At 47.8% G+C, this 15,099-nt stretch carries 12 protein-coding genes; 2 read left to right on the top strand and 10 right to left on the bottom strand.

Translation table 11 applies throughout. From position 1 onward, the window contains the following. Positions 1 to 70: 70 nt before the first annotated feature. Together ACR32F_RS30275 and ACR32F_RS30280 are read right to left on the bottom strand one after the other, a co-directional pair. Entirely contained in the window at positions 71 to 550 is a 480-nt protein-coding gene (locus tag ACR32F_RS30275) for a Dps family protein (protein ID WP_440113962.1), read from the bottom strand. Positions 551 to 937: 387 nt separating this feature from the next. Beyond that, a complete protein-coding gene (locus tag ACR32F_RS30280; protein ID WP_440113965.1) occupies positions 938 to 1,675 on the bottom strand; it encodes an HAD family hydrolase in 738 nt (245 codons plus the stop codon). 341 nt (positions 1,676 to 2,016) lie between these two features. Here ACR32F_RS30280 and ACR32F_RS30285 point away from each other — a divergent pair, with 341 nt between their 5' ends. Both ACR32F_RS30285 and ACR32F_RS30290 read left to right on the top strand, forming a co-directional pair. Further along, positions 2,017 to 2,280, top strand: coding sequence for a hypothetical protein (locus ACR32F_RS30285; protein WP_440113968.1), 264 nt, complete (start codon positions 2,017 to 2,019; stop codon positions 2,278 to 2,280). A gap of 161 nt (positions 2,281 to 2,441) precedes the next feature. Beyond that, entirely contained in the window at positions 2,442 to 2,873 is a 432-nt protein-coding gene (locus ACR32F_RS30290) for an SMI1/KNR4 family protein (protein ID WP_440113971.1), read from the top strand. A 182-nt stretch (positions 2,874 to 3,055) separates the two neighbouring features. Here the strand turns inward: ACR32F_RS30290 and ACR32F_RS30295 are convergent, their stop codons facing one another. The 8 genes from ACR32F_RS30295 to ACR32F_RS30330 all read right to left on the bottom strand — a co-directional run bounded on the left by ACR32F_RS30295 (position 3,056) and on the right by ACR32F_RS30330 (position 14,933). Further along, positions 3,056 to 4,816 (bottom strand): adenine deaminase, encoded by a 1,761-nt coding sequence (locus tag ACR32F_RS30295; protein ID WP_440120059.1) that lies wholly within the window; start codon positions 4,814 to 4,816, stop codon positions 3,056 to 3,058. Positions 4,817 to 4,980: 164 nt separating this feature from the next. Further along, on the bottom strand, positions 4,981 to 6,039 hold the full coding sequence (locus ACR32F_RS30300) for an ABC transporter ATP-binding protein (protein WP_440113974.1): 1,059 nt from the start codon (positions 6,037 to 6,039) through the stop codon (positions 4,981 to 4,983). Positions 6,040 to 6,057: 18 nt separating this feature from the next. Further along, positions 6,058 to 6,849, bottom strand: a complete 792-nt coding sequence (locus tag ACR32F_RS30305; protein WP_145324685.1) for an ABC transporter permease — start codon at positions 6,847 to 6,849, stop codon at positions 6,058 to 6,060. A 4-nt stretch (positions 6,850 to 6,853) separates the two neighbouring features. After that, positions 6,854 to 7,675: an ABC transporter permease gene (locus tag ACR32F_RS30310; protein WP_036612869.1), complete on the bottom strand. Its 822-nt coding sequence runs from the start codon at positions 7,673 to 7,675 to the stop codon at positions 6,854 to 6,856. A 283-nt stretch (positions 7,676 to 7,958) separates the two neighbouring features. Beyond that, positions 7,959 to 8,897: a nucleoside hydrolase gene (locus ACR32F_RS30315; RefSeq protein WP_440113978.1), complete on the bottom strand. Its 939-nt coding sequence runs from the start codon at positions 8,895 to 8,897 to the stop codon at positions 7,959 to 7,961. A gap of 77 nt (positions 8,898 to 8,974) precedes the next feature. After that, complete coding sequence (locus ACR32F_RS30320; protein ID WP_440120060.1) at positions 8,975 to 10,045, bottom strand: ABC transporter substrate-binding protein; 1,071 nt, start codon at positions 10,043 to 10,045, stop codon at positions 8,975 to 8,977. Between the two features lie 485 nt (positions 10,046 to 10,530). Continuing rightward, positions 10,531 to 10,875, bottom strand: coding sequence for a Na-translocating system protein MpsC family protein (locus ACR32F_RS30325; RefSeq protein WP_024632855.1), 345 nt, complete (start codon positions 10,873 to 10,875; stop codon positions 10,531 to 10,533). 215 nt (positions 10,876 to 11,090) lie between these two features. Then, positions 11,091 to 14,933, bottom strand: a complete 3,843-nt coding sequence (locus ACR32F_RS30330; protein WP_440113983.1) for a GH32 C-terminal domain-containing protein — start codon at positions 14,931 to 14,933, stop codon at positions 11,091 to 11,093. Positions 14,934 to 15,099: the final 166 nt, after the last annotated feature.

The following is a 15,099-nucleotide window of genomic DNA, read 5'->3' on the forward strand; positions in this document are numbered from 1 at the left end:
GATTTGTAAGCGAACGGAGACTTTGTTCACGGACTCTACATATCGTTGTCAGGATGTAGGGTGACTTTTCTTATTTGCTCAGAAATGCGTTTAACATCCAGACCTCTTTATCCAACGCGGCGGTGAATCCAATCAGCATATCCTCGGTTGCATTGTCATTCGCTTCACCAGCTTCATGAATACCTTGATGGATCACTTCCACCATCGTGCGCAGATCGGCAACCACCGACTCTACCATACGCTCAGCAGACAACTGTCCTTGTGCCTCTTCAATTGGAGACAGACGCAGCTGTTCAGCCATTGTAGCTACCGGACGTCCACCAATAGCAAGCAAGCGTTCGGCAGCCTCATCCATATTCGCAGTAGCTAGGTTGTACAGTTCTTCGAATTTGGCGTGCAGTGTGAAGAAATGAGGTCCTTGGACATACCAGTGGAAATGATGCAGTTTCGTGTACAGTACAGACCAGCCTGCAATCTGGCGGTTCAGGACATTGTGAAGTGCTGTGGCATTAGTTGCAAAAGTGTTGTTGTTAGTTTGGATTGTGCTCATGGAAATTATCCCCTCTCGAATATAAAAATAGAATTTGAATTATTATTATGCATTGCTTTGATTCGTTCCTTTAATTTAGACTTAATCTAAATCTTGTTTTAATTATAGCATCACATAGGCTTTTTCGGAAGGTATTTGCACTCTCATCCAGATGAAGATTCCATGAAGCTGAGCTTCATCCTGTGACAGAGAAGGAATATCCAGTGATAACCTTGCTGCCGGCTGATCATTACGAGTGTACAGCACTCATTGCACCAGATCACACTTTGTATTTATACCTCAGATCAAGCTGGCGTACAGCGAACATTCTCACAGTGCGCATAATGCAAAAACAGCCCTTCATCTCCCCGAGATGACAGGACTGCACGAATTCACATATGAATCTCTTTATTGCTGAACAAGCTTAAAAGTAAGGATACGACTGATCTCTTCATAGTTCCGTGCTACAAAATGGGGCTGATGATCGGACTCAGGTTGCACATTGCGATGGTTGAACCAAATTACTGTCCATCCCGCATCCACTGCTCCCACCACATCATTACGCCATGAATCTCCGATGTAATAGCTGGAACGAGCATCTGTCCCTGTCTGCTTACTCACATGTTCAAACAACCTGCGATCCGGCTTCGCGTAACCAGTCGTACCGGAGATAAAGATCAGCTTTTCATTCACAAGACCAAACACATCCAATGCTTCGAGCTTGCGCCGCTGATGCTCCCCTTCTCCGTTGGTGATTAGACCAACGGTATGGCCTTCTGCCTGAAGCCTTCTAATTAGCTCATAGGCTCCTTCAAAAGGCACTATCTCGAACTGTCTGCTCAAATACTGAGCTTGCAGTTCGTCAGCCTGTCCCGGTTGCAAGGGGCGCCTAAATTCCTCCATTGTCAGCTCAAACCTACGACGGCGCATTCGCTCCACCGCATCCGGTTCGGGTACAGCGGACAGATCTTCTTGTGCAGACAGCCAGTCACTATAATAACGAAAACGATGATACGCCTCAGCATAAGGGAAATCATCCGGCAGGCCGAGAACGTTCTGCAATGCACCACGAAGTGGCTGCAAGTGATCATATAAGGTATCATCCACATCAAAAAATATGGCTGTGGCAGCTTCTATTTTATCCATATTCGTTGCTTGTCCTCCTACTCTTAGCTCGAAACTTATCTTCTTACTATATATGTATTCAGTTTTCACGTCCAAATAAGGAATCACTTTCAATCATCTATCATGTACTACATCTTAATTGCAGTTTTTTGTTATGGCAGCAGTTGTTAATTTATACCTTCAGAGAAGCGACACCTATCAGACTGAGACTATCGGACAGCCACGTTGCAATTATGTTAAAATAAGGATGATTATAATCAGAGGTGATATTTAATGTTCAATCCGAAAATCTTCTTCTAATAGTTGTGTCTGAGGCCATGGCTTCAAGAGCCAAAATCTAACCCGGCACAACAGGGATGAAGATGTTAACACATGATGAAATTCGATCTTGGGAAGAAGAACAATCACTCAATCTGAAAAACAGCAAGAAGTTCATTGATCCAAGAAAAGAGAAGATCAAAGATTTCCGTAAAGGAATCAAAAGTACTCATTTCAACAAAGAAAGCAAAATGGATCGAAAACACGATTATCGTCAGTATAGAACCACAATGAAACGCCTGATGTACCGCGAGCAGTACGATCTTCTGCACAATTATAAACGAACGAGTGGTTGGCTTACTTGGTAAGCTAGAGTTAGAAAAGGTAGCCCTACAGAACTCTCCCTATTGTTATTTGGTATCAGCAGTAGGGCCAGTCTATGAAGGGCTGCCTTCTTTTCATTGAACAATAAGATGATATTTCATACGAGTCATATGATTAAATTACATAATGCCGGGAGGACTCCTTCATGTGGAAAGATTATTTCAAAGGAATTTCAGAAGAGTATACGTTCAGTTCTCCTGCATCTGCAGACGAAATTGCAAAGGTTGAGAGCTTGTTCCATGTCACTCTGCCTCATGAACTAAAGGAAATATTGTTGGAAACCAATGGGGTAAAAGCCATTTATGATTTAGGATTAATCTGGTCAGTAGATCGAATCAAGAATGAAAACAAACACTATCGTGACGACCACTTCCAAGAATATTATATGCCATTTGATAACCTGATTTTCTTCGGGGAAAGTGGCATTGGCGATTTATTCGCGTTTCCAGTGACGGGGGATGGAATCTGTAGAGAAGATGTATTTGTGTGGAATCATGAAAATGATAGCCGAAAGTGGGTTGCACCTTCAGTGTCCAAATATATGGAATGGTCTTTACAAGGGAAGATCAAAATTTAGTTCAATCTTCCTCTTGCGAGGTTCAGCGCATTGAATGCATGTTTGGAATCCTTGAGTATACATAAATACCCCGTTACACCACTCATCCGTGGTGCAACGGGGTTTCGCACTTTTTATAATCAATACTACTCCACAATCAAACAATCTAATTAGAGGTACATCACGGAATGTGTGTATTCAAATTAGGTTATCAACGATACAACCTTACCTGCATTCACATCAATCAGGCCATGATCCGTAATTTTCAGAGCCGGACTTACCGCAAGAGAGTGAGTGCTAATCGACATGATCGGGTTGTAATGTACATATCCAAGAGACAGCATGGCTGCGCGCAATCCCTTCACTTGGTGAGACACCACCGCAAGCGGTTCTTCCGTTAAAATGCCACCTACGGGTAGTTCCAGATGGGACAGCACCTTGCCGTCTTCCACCACACAGAATCCACCCTGGCTCGAAATCACTGTGTTAGCTGCCAATATCATATCCTCACGATTACGTCCTACAACCAGCAGGTTGTGATTGTCATGCGAATATGTTGTAGCAATAGCGCCGCGTTTGATCGTATCTCCACCAATCAGACCATGTGCGCGATTGCCGTTCACGCCATAACGTTCAAAGGTCGCGATCTGCGCATATCCGCTTTCTTCCCACCGCAATTCGCCATCCACAGCCTGCACAGGTGCGATATGTTCTTCCACAAACGTGGAGCCATCCTTCACCATCATGACGCGGCACGTGTACTCACCCTCGCTACCAGAGAAAGCGTCACTTGCATTCGAACCAGCCTTCCGACCACTGACCTTCGGGTCTGACAATCGAATGGCAAAGTCCTCTGCGCCCAGTTTATCCAATTGCACACTTTTATAGAAATGAGACGGGAACTGCCCGGTGATCCGTTCCTGCTTATACGGTTCGTAGTCGTCATAAGCTTTACGGCCATTTTTGTATACCTGATCAATCGAAAGTTCCTTCAGGTTGGACACCAGCACATAATCGGCCACTTTGCCTGGTGCAACGCTGCCACGGTCGGTCATTTTCATCCGGGACGCGGGGGTAGATGTTGCTGCGTAGATCGCATCTTCCGGGTGCATGCCCATATGAATGGCCTTGCGTACGATATGATCCAGATGACCACGTTCTACCAGGGAATCTGGCATGACATCATCTGTCACGAAGCAGAAATGCTGCGCCACATCATGCTGAATCAGATAGTCCATGACTTCAGGCGTCATCGATTTCTCCTGAATTTCAATAAACATGCCTGCCGCAATCCGCGCTTGCAATCCCTCAATACTCTGATGGGTATGGTCGGAATCGATACCTGCGTAGATCAGTCGATGCAGATCAAGTCCAAGCAACTTCGGTGTATGACCTTCGATCACGAGATCGGGATAGTTTTTGCGGATATGCTGTAAAATCTGGTTCGTCTTGCACTCCGGGTCACGGATCACATCGACATAGTTCATAATCTCGCCCAGACAGATGATCTCTCCCGTTGCGAGCAGCACATCCATGTCTTCGATCTCAATCGAACCACCTGTCGTCTCCATCGGGGTCGCCGGAACGGAACTTGGGATGGCATAGAACATGTCAACGGTCGTTTCCCGACTCGCAGCCATCATCTCCTGCACCCCTTCGAGCCCAAACACATTCGCCATCTCATGCGGTTCTGCCACAATGGACGTGACCCCACAGCCAATCAGACCGTGGGAAAAGGTTTCCGGTGTCACCATGGTACTTTCGATATGCAGATGGATATCGATCAGGCCAGGAATCATATATCTTCCCCGCGCATCAATGACTTCCTCTGCTTGAATCATCTCCGCCCCGCCGGGGCCAACATACATAAACCGGCCGTCCAGTACGGCAACGTTGTTCTTCTCAAATCGTTTATAATAACTGTTATATACATTCACGTTTACAATTAGTTGATCTGCGCGCATGGGCATAATCTCCTTCTTCACAAGCATTTCGCAGCGATCCGACTGGGCAATCCATCTCCAACCCTTTGCTGTGTGCACACCGCCATCATCCGGATTCGCCGCATGAAATGCCTTCTTTGCTGCTCTTACTTCCTGATGCTATACCCTAAATTCACAACTCCCAGCTACTCCACCAGCACAAGCTTGTCCTGCGGGAAAATCAGGCTGACACGTTGCCCACTAAGGTACGGTGTTTCCATCTCCTGATTCGCTGTAAAGTCACCAAGCTCCGTCTCGATCACATACTGGTAGCTGCGTCCCAGATACGTGCTGACTTTGATAATCCCCGGCAAGGCGTTCACCACATCCGCAGAGGTATCTCCACTAACGATCAGATCATCCGGGCGAATCGCACCTTTGCGTGCACCGGGACGTGCTGTTCCGGGATGTGCTGTTGCTGTAAATGTGCGTCCACCTGCGCTCAGTGTGATTAATTCACCTGCATCACTGCGGTCCGCAAATTCAATGAAGTTATGGAACCCGATGAATTGTGCTACAAACTCCGTTGCCGGATATTTGAAAATGGTTTCCGGGCGGTCGAGCTGCTCAACCACGCCTTTGTTCATAATCGCTACCTGATCCGAGATGGAGAAGCACTCTTCTTGGTCATGAGAGACATATAGCGTCGTAATGCCCAGCTCTTGCTGAATCCGGCGAATCTCCACCCGCATGTTGATTCGCAGGTTGGCATCCAGGTTACTGAGCGGTTCATCGAACAAGAGCAGGTCAGGCTCAATCACCAGTGCGCGGGCAATCGCCACACGCTGACGCTGTCCACCGGACAGTTCTTGCGGGAAACGTTTCTCGAATCCATTCAGGTTAACGACTTCCAGGATTCGCATCACACGGGAAGAGATATCCTTGTCTTTCACCTTGCGCATCCGCAAGCCAAAGGCCACGTTGTCATAGACAGACAGATGCGGGAATAACGCATAACTCTGAAATACAAATCCGAAGTTCCGCTTGTTCGCCGGAACCTTCGTATAATCCTTGCCGCCGAACATAAACTTGCCCTGCGATGCTTCCAGGAATCCGGCGATGAGGCGCAGCGTAGTTGTTTTGCCGCAACCGCTCGGTCCGAGCAGGGAGAGCAGCTTACCTTTTTCCAGATCCAACTGAAAATCCTTCAGGATTGTCTGCTTATCGTATGCCACGGATACGTGGTCTAATGTCAGCAATGCCATAGCGTTCTGCGCCTCCAATTAACGTTTAGTAAAGTATGAAAACCCGCCCATGATCCGTTCGATCACGAACATTAAGAGTCCGGTCAGTACCATCAACAGCACGGAAATCGCTGCAATCGTTGGGTCAAAATAATTCTCCACATACGTCAGCATCTGGATCGGTAATGTGCTTACCCCTGGTCCGGTCATGAACACGGAGATGTCCACGTTGTTGAAGGACTCCAGGAAGGCGATCAGCACCGCCGCCAGAATACCGGAACGAATGTTAGGAAGCACGATCGTGAAGAACGTTCTTACCCGTCCCGCACCGAGACTCAGCGCAGCTTCTTCCACTGCAAAGTCAAAGCTCGACAGACTCGACGCGATTACCCGAATGATAAATGGAAGCATGATAATCGTATGACCGATCAGCAGACCCAGATACATCGGCAGATGGTAGATTACGATCAGATATTTCATCAATGTAAAACCAAGCACGATTCCCGGGATCAACACCGGGGACAGGAACAGTGCGTTCAGCACGGACTTGCCTTTGAAATCGTAACGACTGAGTGCATAAGCAGCCGGAACTCCGAGCACCAGTGCCAACAGGTTCCCCAGCAAGGAAATGATGATGGACGTCTGGAATGTGCGGAGGAAACCGCCCGTGTTGAAAATATTCTCATACCAACGGAAGGAGAACCCTTCCGGCGGAAATTTGAGTACCGTTCCCGGTTCAAACGAAGTGACCGATATGATCAGAAGCGGGCCCAGCAGAAAGATAAAGACCAGCAGACTGAACAGGCCCAGCCCGATATGTTTCTCCCGCATATGTCTACCCCTTCGGATTTAAAGTTTTGGCCATTTTGTTCATGACACCGACCACGACAAATGTAATCACAATCATAATCGCGGCAACAACCGAGGCCAGATACCAGTCGTTGAGGGTCATGGCGTTCTGATACAGGAACGTAGCAATTACACGCTGCTTGCCTCCAAGGAGGGCAGGAGTGGTATACGCCGTCAGGCTTCCGACAAAGACAAGCACGGCTCCGATCACAAGTCCTGGCACAGCCAGTGGGAACACGACCCGGCGGAATGCCGTAATGCGCGATGCGCCCAGACTTTGTGCTGCCTTGAGCAGGTCACCGTCAATATTTTCAAGCACACCCACCAGAGAGATAATCATCAGTGGCAGGAACAGGTGCGTCAGACCGATCATCATCGCTGCCGGTGTATACAGAATATCCAGCGGCTTGTCCACGATGCCCAGGCCAACAAGGGTGTTATTGATCAGCCCTTTGCGTCCAAGGATAATCATCCAGCTAAACGAGCGCACGACCGGGCTCGTCAGCAGCGGGAAGATCGCCAGTGCCAGCAAAATGCCTTTGCGGCGCGGTGCTTTCTGCGAGATATAATAAGCTGTCGGGAATCCGAGCACCACACAGACGATGGTGGTGACCACGCTGACTTGCAGCGTCGTAAGCAATATTTTCAAAAAGTATGGGTCTCTGAAAAAATGCATGTATCCTTCAAACGTGAAGGAGTTTTCTTGGAAAAACGTCGACCCGATCGTCAGGACAATCGGAATGATCATAAATGCCGCCAAAAACACGAATCCCGGCAGCAATAGCCAGTAGATTACTGATTTCTTCATCGCGATACTCCTGACTTGTAAAATGGTTTTATTCACACGTTTCACTGGCGCACATTTCAAAAATAAACGCTCCACGTTAGTCGCACCAGCCGTTCCGGTTACGAATCGTTCTTTCGATCGCTGTTATCCTTGGATTTTCTTGATCTCCTTCTTTATAGAAGGAAAAATTCAAGGATAAAGGCGAACGCTTCGCTTCTACAGAATCGATTTCGTCCCCTCCACTACCAGCGAAATACGTAAGGATTGATTTTTAGACTGAACCCCAATGCCGTGAAGATCATAACTACGCATTTAACGCGTTGATAAACAGTTCAAGGAATGCTTCTGCGTCTACGGTTTCGCAGACGAATGTGTTGGGCTGCTGGCCCAAACGGTTTTGGAAGTCACATACCATCTGGCCATCGCACAGGCGGCTGGCGGTTTCGACATCCACGTAATATGATTTGCGTCCAACCAGTTCCGGGGCAAGGGCAACACCGACTGCCAGCGGATCATGCAGCGCACAAGCTCGCACGCCGTTCATTTGTTCATAACGATTGATATAGATCTCGGTGCTCTGAGCCACGTACGCGCGCAGTACCGGATCGGTGAGACGCTCAATCGTAGCTTCATTCAGCAAGGTTTGACGCGTCACATCCAGACCTACTTGTGTAAGCTTCTCAATGCCTGCATGCAGTACGATGCGTGCGGCCTCCGGGTCAGCGTATGTGTTGTACTCCGCTGTTGGTGTAATATTGCCATGTCCGCGAACAACACCACCCATGAAGATCACTTCCTTCAATAAAGAAGGCAATTCAGGATACTTTATCAGCGCGAGTGCCAGGTTCGTTAATGGTGCGGTCATGATCAATGTCAGTTCACCTGGATATAGCTTGGCTTGCTCCACGATAAAGTCCGGTGCAAAACCTTCCTCGGCTTGCTTGGACATTGCCGGATCAGGCAATGCACCACCCAATCCGTCCTGTCCATGTACCCGATGTTCATAGTGAGACTTGCGCGTGAGTGGTCCAGCTGCCCCCGCAATCACCGGAATGGCTGGTGCACCCGCGAGTTCAAGAATTTTGCACGTATTATCTGTTGCCTGCTGGAGTGATACGTTCCCACAGACCGTAGTAATCCCGAGAATGTCCAGCTTCCGACTCTTAACGGCAAGCAGGATCGCCAGCGCATCGTCAATGCCCGTGTCCACATCCAAAATGATGCGATTTCCCGCTTCACTCATCTGTTCTCAACTCCTATGCTTGATATGGTTGCTTGCTGCAAATGTTTTAGGTCAAACCTGTTGAAAAAAGCTTATGTTTATTGCGCAATCTCACGGTTCCAGCGATCTGTCCAGCCTTTAACTTGTTGATTCACGAATTCCATATCCAGCTTGTTCAGTTTCTCAACGACTTCGGCACCATATGTTACGCCGTCAGCTTCTTCAGTAGTCAGTTCAACCTTCGTGTTAACCGGGGAATCCACTTTGGCTTTGGCCGATTTAGCTTGTACATCCTGGCTGAGCTGCCAGTTGATGAACTCTTCAGCAAGCTCTTTGTTTTTGCTGCCCTTCACGACATTGATTGTGTTCATCACAGCATATGCTCCTTCGCTAGGTGTAACAAACTTCGCATTAGGCACAGCTGCTTTCAGATCTTTGAAGTACATTTCCATGATCGGTCCGCCTGCAATCTCTTCCTGGGAGAACATGTTCACGAACTCGGACGTTTGACTGTAGAATTTCACCACATTGCTGCTCAGTTTTTTCAGTTCGGCAAATGCCGCATCTTCATTAAACGTATCGTTTCCGGCTACACGGGAAGCTGCATCCACAACCATTGGGCCTGCCGTTGCCGTAATATTCGGGATGGTCAGGTTACCCGCGAACGCCGGATCCCACAGGTCGCTCCATGAAGTCACTTCTTTGGAAACGAGGTCCGGGTTATACGCGATTCCGAGCTGTCCAACCGTGTAGGCCGGGCCGTAATCTTCGCCAAGTGGTGCTTTGGCAATATCATAAATGTCATTCACATTCGGAATTTTGGATCGGTCGATTTTTTCAAACAGACCTTCATCGATACCTTGTTGGGCATAGTAGTCAGACAGGTAGATGACATCGACATTCGATGTACCCTGACGGATTTTGTTCAGACGTTCAGCATTATTGCCGACTTCAAGCACGATGTCTACATTGTGTTCTTTTTCAAAGGGACCAAATACGGATTCATTGAAGAAATCTTCCGAGAAGCCCCAAGTGGAGATGACCAATTTGTTAGCTGCTGTTCCCCCGCTGCCTGATCCGCCTGTAGCATCCTCTGTGCTGCTGCCACAACCTGCAAGTAATACCGATGTCATTGCCACTGCTGCCAAACCGCTAATCCACTTTTTCATCATGATCCTGATTCCCCCTGATATGTGTGATTTTACAACCCAAACCAATAAGTCGAACTAGCTTGATAACGCATTTTACGTAGAAAACAGAAAGAACCTGGAGGAGCGAAGCGTTCGCCTAAAAGCTTTCTGCAAGAAAGCTGCTTCGGAAGCATATGCTATCACCGGATTTCACCTTTTCTAAAGGATCAAAAAAAATCTGGGGATAACAGCGATCGGAAGGTCTTCTGATTTTCGAAGGATACATGTGTCATTTAGAGCTAGTTCAACTTAAAAAACAAAAAGAAAAGCATTCTTGTATAAACAAGAACACTTTTCTTCGTAAACAAAGGAAAGCGACACCCGTTGCCGGTACATCATCGGTTTCTGCTTCAGAATCAATCCGAAGACAAACGCCATCATATGAAATTGTTCGGAATTAGATTATGAATTCAGGCAACAACCTCTGTATGTCTCAACAAGAATCAATCCTGCCGATTTCATCCTTAGGCCTGTTCCAGAATCACATTCGTAATGGCCCACTGCGTGGACGCATCATAATCCCGTAATACAGCTTCGATTGGCAAACCCATGTGTTGCTCGAGCTTCTCCCGGAATTTCTTCTTATATAAGACAGACATGCGGAAGTCCACTTCCAGCTTCAAGCCGGGGGCCTCCCCTTCCAGGGCGTCAGAGCGCGGTGAACGTCGGTGCTTCGCATAGAAGGTAACGATGTTCTGATCAATGGTCACTCTCAGGAGAGTGGTGCCAAAGCCGAACAGTTCCTTCGAGATTTCGTTATAATACTGGCACATCTTTTTCTTACTCTCATTGCTGTCCAGTAGTTCCATGAACTCACCCACATCTCTTACTACCGTACGTTCGACGTGTTAACACGATTGATTATACATAAATATACGATCATAGGCAACCCAAAAGATATAGTTGACATGATAATCCCACATAAAAGCGAACGATAGGTTTAAAGCGTCGTAATTATTTCGCGCATTTCCCTTCAGAGATTAACCAATGCTTGAGTCACACTATATCTGCATCTACTTCACCATTATTGTTGCTTCAACACCCATTTTTGATACTCGTTCTCTTGAAGAAGCTCACCCATCACCAGTTTTGACCCATCCTCAGCTAGGCCGAGTGTGTCCCCGTTATGGGCACTGGTAATGCGCATCGTCCCATCCTCATTCTTGGAAATATTCCAGCGTTGATTCGCATACCCAAGATACGAATAGAGCTGAATGCGATTCTGTCCTACATCCCAATCCAGCGCCATTCCGTTCAAGGTTCGAATGGAGTAAGAGCCAGACTCATCGCCAGTTGGTACAAGTACCCATTTGAAACCTTCACTTAAATTTTTTGCCTCATCAGCAATCTTTATTACTTCTCCTTCTTCAGATGGAACAGCTTGAATCACAGCGGGACGTCCTGCGTTACGAATGATCACCTGCTCCAAGTCCGTTTGCTTCCTATGGATTGCATTCACATGCTGAAAGGACGCACTTCCTCCAAATACATGAACACCGAAATGTCCTTCGGCAAACGTTCCATCCTGGATATCCATCATTCGCTCTCCGTCTACATCAACCCGAATCCGGGGACCGTCTGCCTGAATTCGGATGTGGTACGTATGATCCTTACGAATGAATCTCGGAATTTGGGCAAGCACCTGCCGATTTTCGAATTTCCCGTTCACTTTATAAAAAAGTCGGATGGCCTTCATATTGGGGTCCATATTCAAGTAATAGCCGCTTCGTCCATCCTCGCTCGCACGGAATATAATAGAGCCTGCTCCCCCCTGTGCATCCAGCCTCAGGTCAACATCATATTGGAAATCACCTGCCGTTTCCTGTGCGATATACTGTGCATCACCGCTAGAATTGCCCTGTATGCCTTGTTCGGAAACAAGCCAATCGGCAGATGATTTATCCGACTTCCAACCGGACAGGTTGGTATCGAATGTGCCACTGGATACGACAATAGGGATTTTGGCGGAGGCTTTGCCGTTAGCCGTTGAAGCCGTCACCCAAACCTCACCCTTGCCTACAGCACGAACCATCGCTTTTGTTTTGTCAGAATAAACGATCTGCATCACTTTAGGATCGCTTACTTTCCATTTCAACGGTTGGGCACCTTTTCCCGGTCCGCCCTCTAACGTCGCGTACAACGTTTGGGTCTGCCCTACAGTTGCCATTCTTCTGTGGGTGTCTGCAATGACCTGAGTCCTGGAAGATGTGCCTTCTCTCCAAATGTTGTCCAAGGCGTACACCTTCATGGAAATCACCTTCACTTCCCCACCCAGGCTATAGAAAGCCATTGTTCTACCCGCCGGGTCTGGAAAAATAACATCCGAAAAGACAATCTTGCCATCATTGCCAAAGACTTCAACGGAGGATTCATCCACAAATATGTGTAGCTTGACCCTTTGATTTTCCGGTTGTAACGGAGCCCCATGAACCTTGGTGAACAAGTCGGAAAAGCTCACGTCCCCCGATGCAGTGCGATCCACGAACATGTTTTGCTGATCCACCCTGTATCCTACTGTGGTTTTCTGCCCCTCCCCTTGACGCAGATGAAAACCGAACTCGGTTACAGCATGATTAGCCGGAATTTCCACTTCGGCTTCAATCTCATACGCCCCTGCCGTTAGGCCATCAAGCGGATTCTTGGATTCGGGTCCCACCCTTAACTGCTCTACACTGTACAGGTTTTGCCGCAGCGTCTGGAGCTCAGTGATTGGTGTTTGTACCAAACGTACTCCCTCGCTCGTGGTTCGAAGAGATACTTCTCTCGGTATGGTCAATTGCCCTTTCCAAGAGGAGGTTGGGAATTCAAACGGATAATCCCAATTCGTCATCCATGCAAGCATGACTTTCCGCTGATCGGGCATATTCGCAAAGGACATGGATGCGTAGAACTCCTTGCCAAAGTCTGTCCTCAACACCTGACCTGCCGGAAGATCATTCAGGAATTTCCCTTCAGCTGTCAGCTCGCCTACAAAATATTCCGCATCAGATCCTTGGGTTTTTGGATTCGCTCCTGTACTGAGCATCAACACCCACTTCCGCTGTCCCGTTCCATCTATAGGCAACTGAATCAGATCGGGACACTCCCATACTCCACCACGAACGTAATCGCCATATCCGAAGTTATCGGTTAACGTCCAATCGAGCAGATTGGTTGAAGTAAAGAACCGGATGTGATCCCCGCCAGACACGACCATCATCCAGCGGTTGTGATCTTCATCCCAGACAACCTTAGGATCACGGAAATCCCAGCTTCCGGGGTCATCACCATTCTTGCCAGGATTATCAATCACGATCGGACGATCTTCAGCGTACTGCCAATTCCGTCCTTGATCGGTGCTGTAGGCGAGACCAATGCGCTGATTGCCGCCCGGTTTATCCGGATGATAGGAAGTGTAGTACGCAATCAGACCTTTTCCGCCTGAATCCGTGAACAGACCGGATGTATTATTCAGATCAGCAATCGCTGATCCAGACCATATATGACCCTGATCATTCCAAGGCAATGCCATTGGTAAGCGCTTCCAATTTATGAGATCAGAACTGACTGCATGAGCCCAGGTCCCTCCATCCTGATGAAACAGATGATACTCCCCTTCGTAATAGACCAGCCCATTCGGATCACTTGCCGATCCCCGAATCGGAGAATAATGATACTGAGGTCGATAGTTTTCCTTGTAATACATTGACTCTTCCGTCACATACATATCCTGAAAATAAGCCATACCTTGTTGAACCACAAGCCCGGCATTCCCATTGGCGTAGCTTGTATCTGTGACCTCAACAGCCGGAGGTGTGTAACCATCCACATACACCTGAATCAGACTGCCCGAGGCTATAACTTCGATATGATGCCTCGCTCCCGATTGACTTGGATACTTTCGATACGAGCTGGCGAGTACGGTACCATCCGCTTTTCGAAGTTGTACCCGAACTTCTTCGCCTTCCCTGATCAGGACTGCTTCATATCCCCTCGTTCCGTCTGCATTTGCCCTGAACAGCAGTGCTGCCGAGGAACTTGCATTCGGTTGGGCCAGAGATATATTCCCCTCATATACAAAATCAGATGCTGCCTTCTCGTAAATGATCCGTCCTTTCCCCTGAGTGTTTCCCGTCCCTCGATAACCATTCAAATCCGGCTGCCATTCGCCTACGCTACTGATTGGCTCGCCCAAGTTGCCATTCATGGTGCTAACCTGCACATTCTGGAACAAAGCCGCCCCATCCCACACATGAAGCCCCAAATTTCCTGACGAGTAGGCACTGTCCTTCACATCCATCACCGGGTCATACCGATTATCCCAATATACCTGAAGGCTCTCCCCGTCCGCTTTCACTTTCAGATGATAGATACCTCCAGGTGTCAGGGTTACCTTATGTTCTACATTTAACGTTCCCGGCTGTCCACTTGCATCTCTTAGACGTATCACACCAGCCTCGGGAACCACTTGCAGCATATACGAAGACCAGCCTGTATCATTGGATCGAAAAACAAGACTGGCATCCGCCCTCACATCCTGAATCATCACGTCAGCTTCATAGATAAAATTATCGGCTCTTGTGGCTGATAAGGCCATTACGTTCTCCCCAGCATCCGAAGCCAGATGGAGTCCTTCATCCGTATCTTCCAGACTGCCTCTGCCCTGCAATGCCCAATCCGACAAATTCGTATCCGCTTTGGCCCCATCGGTCAACACGGCAACCACCTCCCCCTTTTGTTTCGCTGATCCTTCGGATGTCTGCTTTCTTATTTGCAAGATGTTCTTATCGGTATCCGTTAGAGATGCTGTCGAATACGCTGTTGCAGAAGATGTACCAAGGACACATGAAAATAGAACACAACTGATAGATCGGAAGATCCATTTCATGAGCATTCCCTCTTTTTCTTGTTGTAGTGGATGACACAAAAATCCCGTAAGGGACGGTTCAGCAGCCTCTTGAAGCGAGCATTTCGCATACATCCAGCCTTGCGACTTCCAATGCAAAACGCTGAAGCAAAAGTTAACCTGCATCCGTCCCCTACGGGACACAAAG

The sequence above is a fragment of the Paenibacillus hebaui genome (assembly GCF_051934385.1).
Taxonomy (GTDB): domain Bacteria; phylum Bacillota; class Bacilli; order Paenibacillales; family Paenibacillaceae; genus Paenibacillus.

Excerpts from the sequence above, each read along its gene's own strand:
- ACR32F_RS30275 (WP_440113962.1), bottom strand. The coding sequence starts at position 550 with ATGAGCACAATCCAAACTAACAACAACACTTTTGCAACTAATGCCACA.
- ACR32F_RS30280 (WP_440113965.1), bottom strand. The coding sequence starts at position 1,675 with ATGGATAAAATAGAAGCTGCCACAGCCATATTTTTTGATGTGGATGAT.
- ACR32F_RS30285 (WP_440113968.1), top strand. The coding sequence starts at position 2,017 with ATGTTAACACATGATGAAATTCGATCTTGGGAAGAAGAACAATCACTC.
- ACR32F_RS30290 (WP_440113971.1), top strand. The coding sequence starts at position 2,442 with ATGTGGAAAGATTATTTCAAAGGAATTTCAGAAGAGTATACGTTCAGT.
- ACR32F_RS30295 (WP_440120059.1), bottom strand. The coding sequence starts at position 4,816 with ATGCGCGCAGATCAACTAATTGTAAACGTGAATGTATATAACAGTTAT.
- ACR32F_RS30300 (WP_440113974.1), bottom strand. The coding sequence starts at position 6,039 with ATGGCATTGCTGACATTAGACCACGTATCCGTGGCATACGATAAGCAG.
- ACR32F_RS30305 (WP_145324685.1), bottom strand. The coding sequence starts at position 6,849 with ATGCGGGAGAAACATATCGGGCTGGGCCTGTTCAGTCTGCTGGTCTTT.
- ACR32F_RS30310 (WP_036612869.1), bottom strand. The coding sequence starts at position 7,675 with ATGAAGAAATCAGTAATCTACTGGCTATTGCTGCCGGGATTCGTGTTT.
- ACR32F_RS30315 (WP_440113978.1), bottom strand. The coding sequence starts at position 8,897 with ATGAGTGAAGCGGGAAATCGCATCATTTTGGATGTGGACACGGGCATT.
- ACR32F_RS30320 (WP_440120060.1), bottom strand. The coding sequence starts at position 10,045 with ATGAAAAAGTGGATTAGCGGTTTGGCAGCAGTGGCAATGACATCGGTA.
- ACR32F_RS30325 (WP_024632855.1), bottom strand. The coding sequence starts at position 10,875 with ATGGAACTACTGGACAGCAATGAGAGTAAGAAAAAGATGTGCCAGTAT.
- ACR32F_RS30330 (WP_440113983.1), bottom strand. The coding sequence starts at position 14,933 with ATGAAATGGATCTTCCGATCTATCAGTTGTGTTCTATTTTCATGTGTC.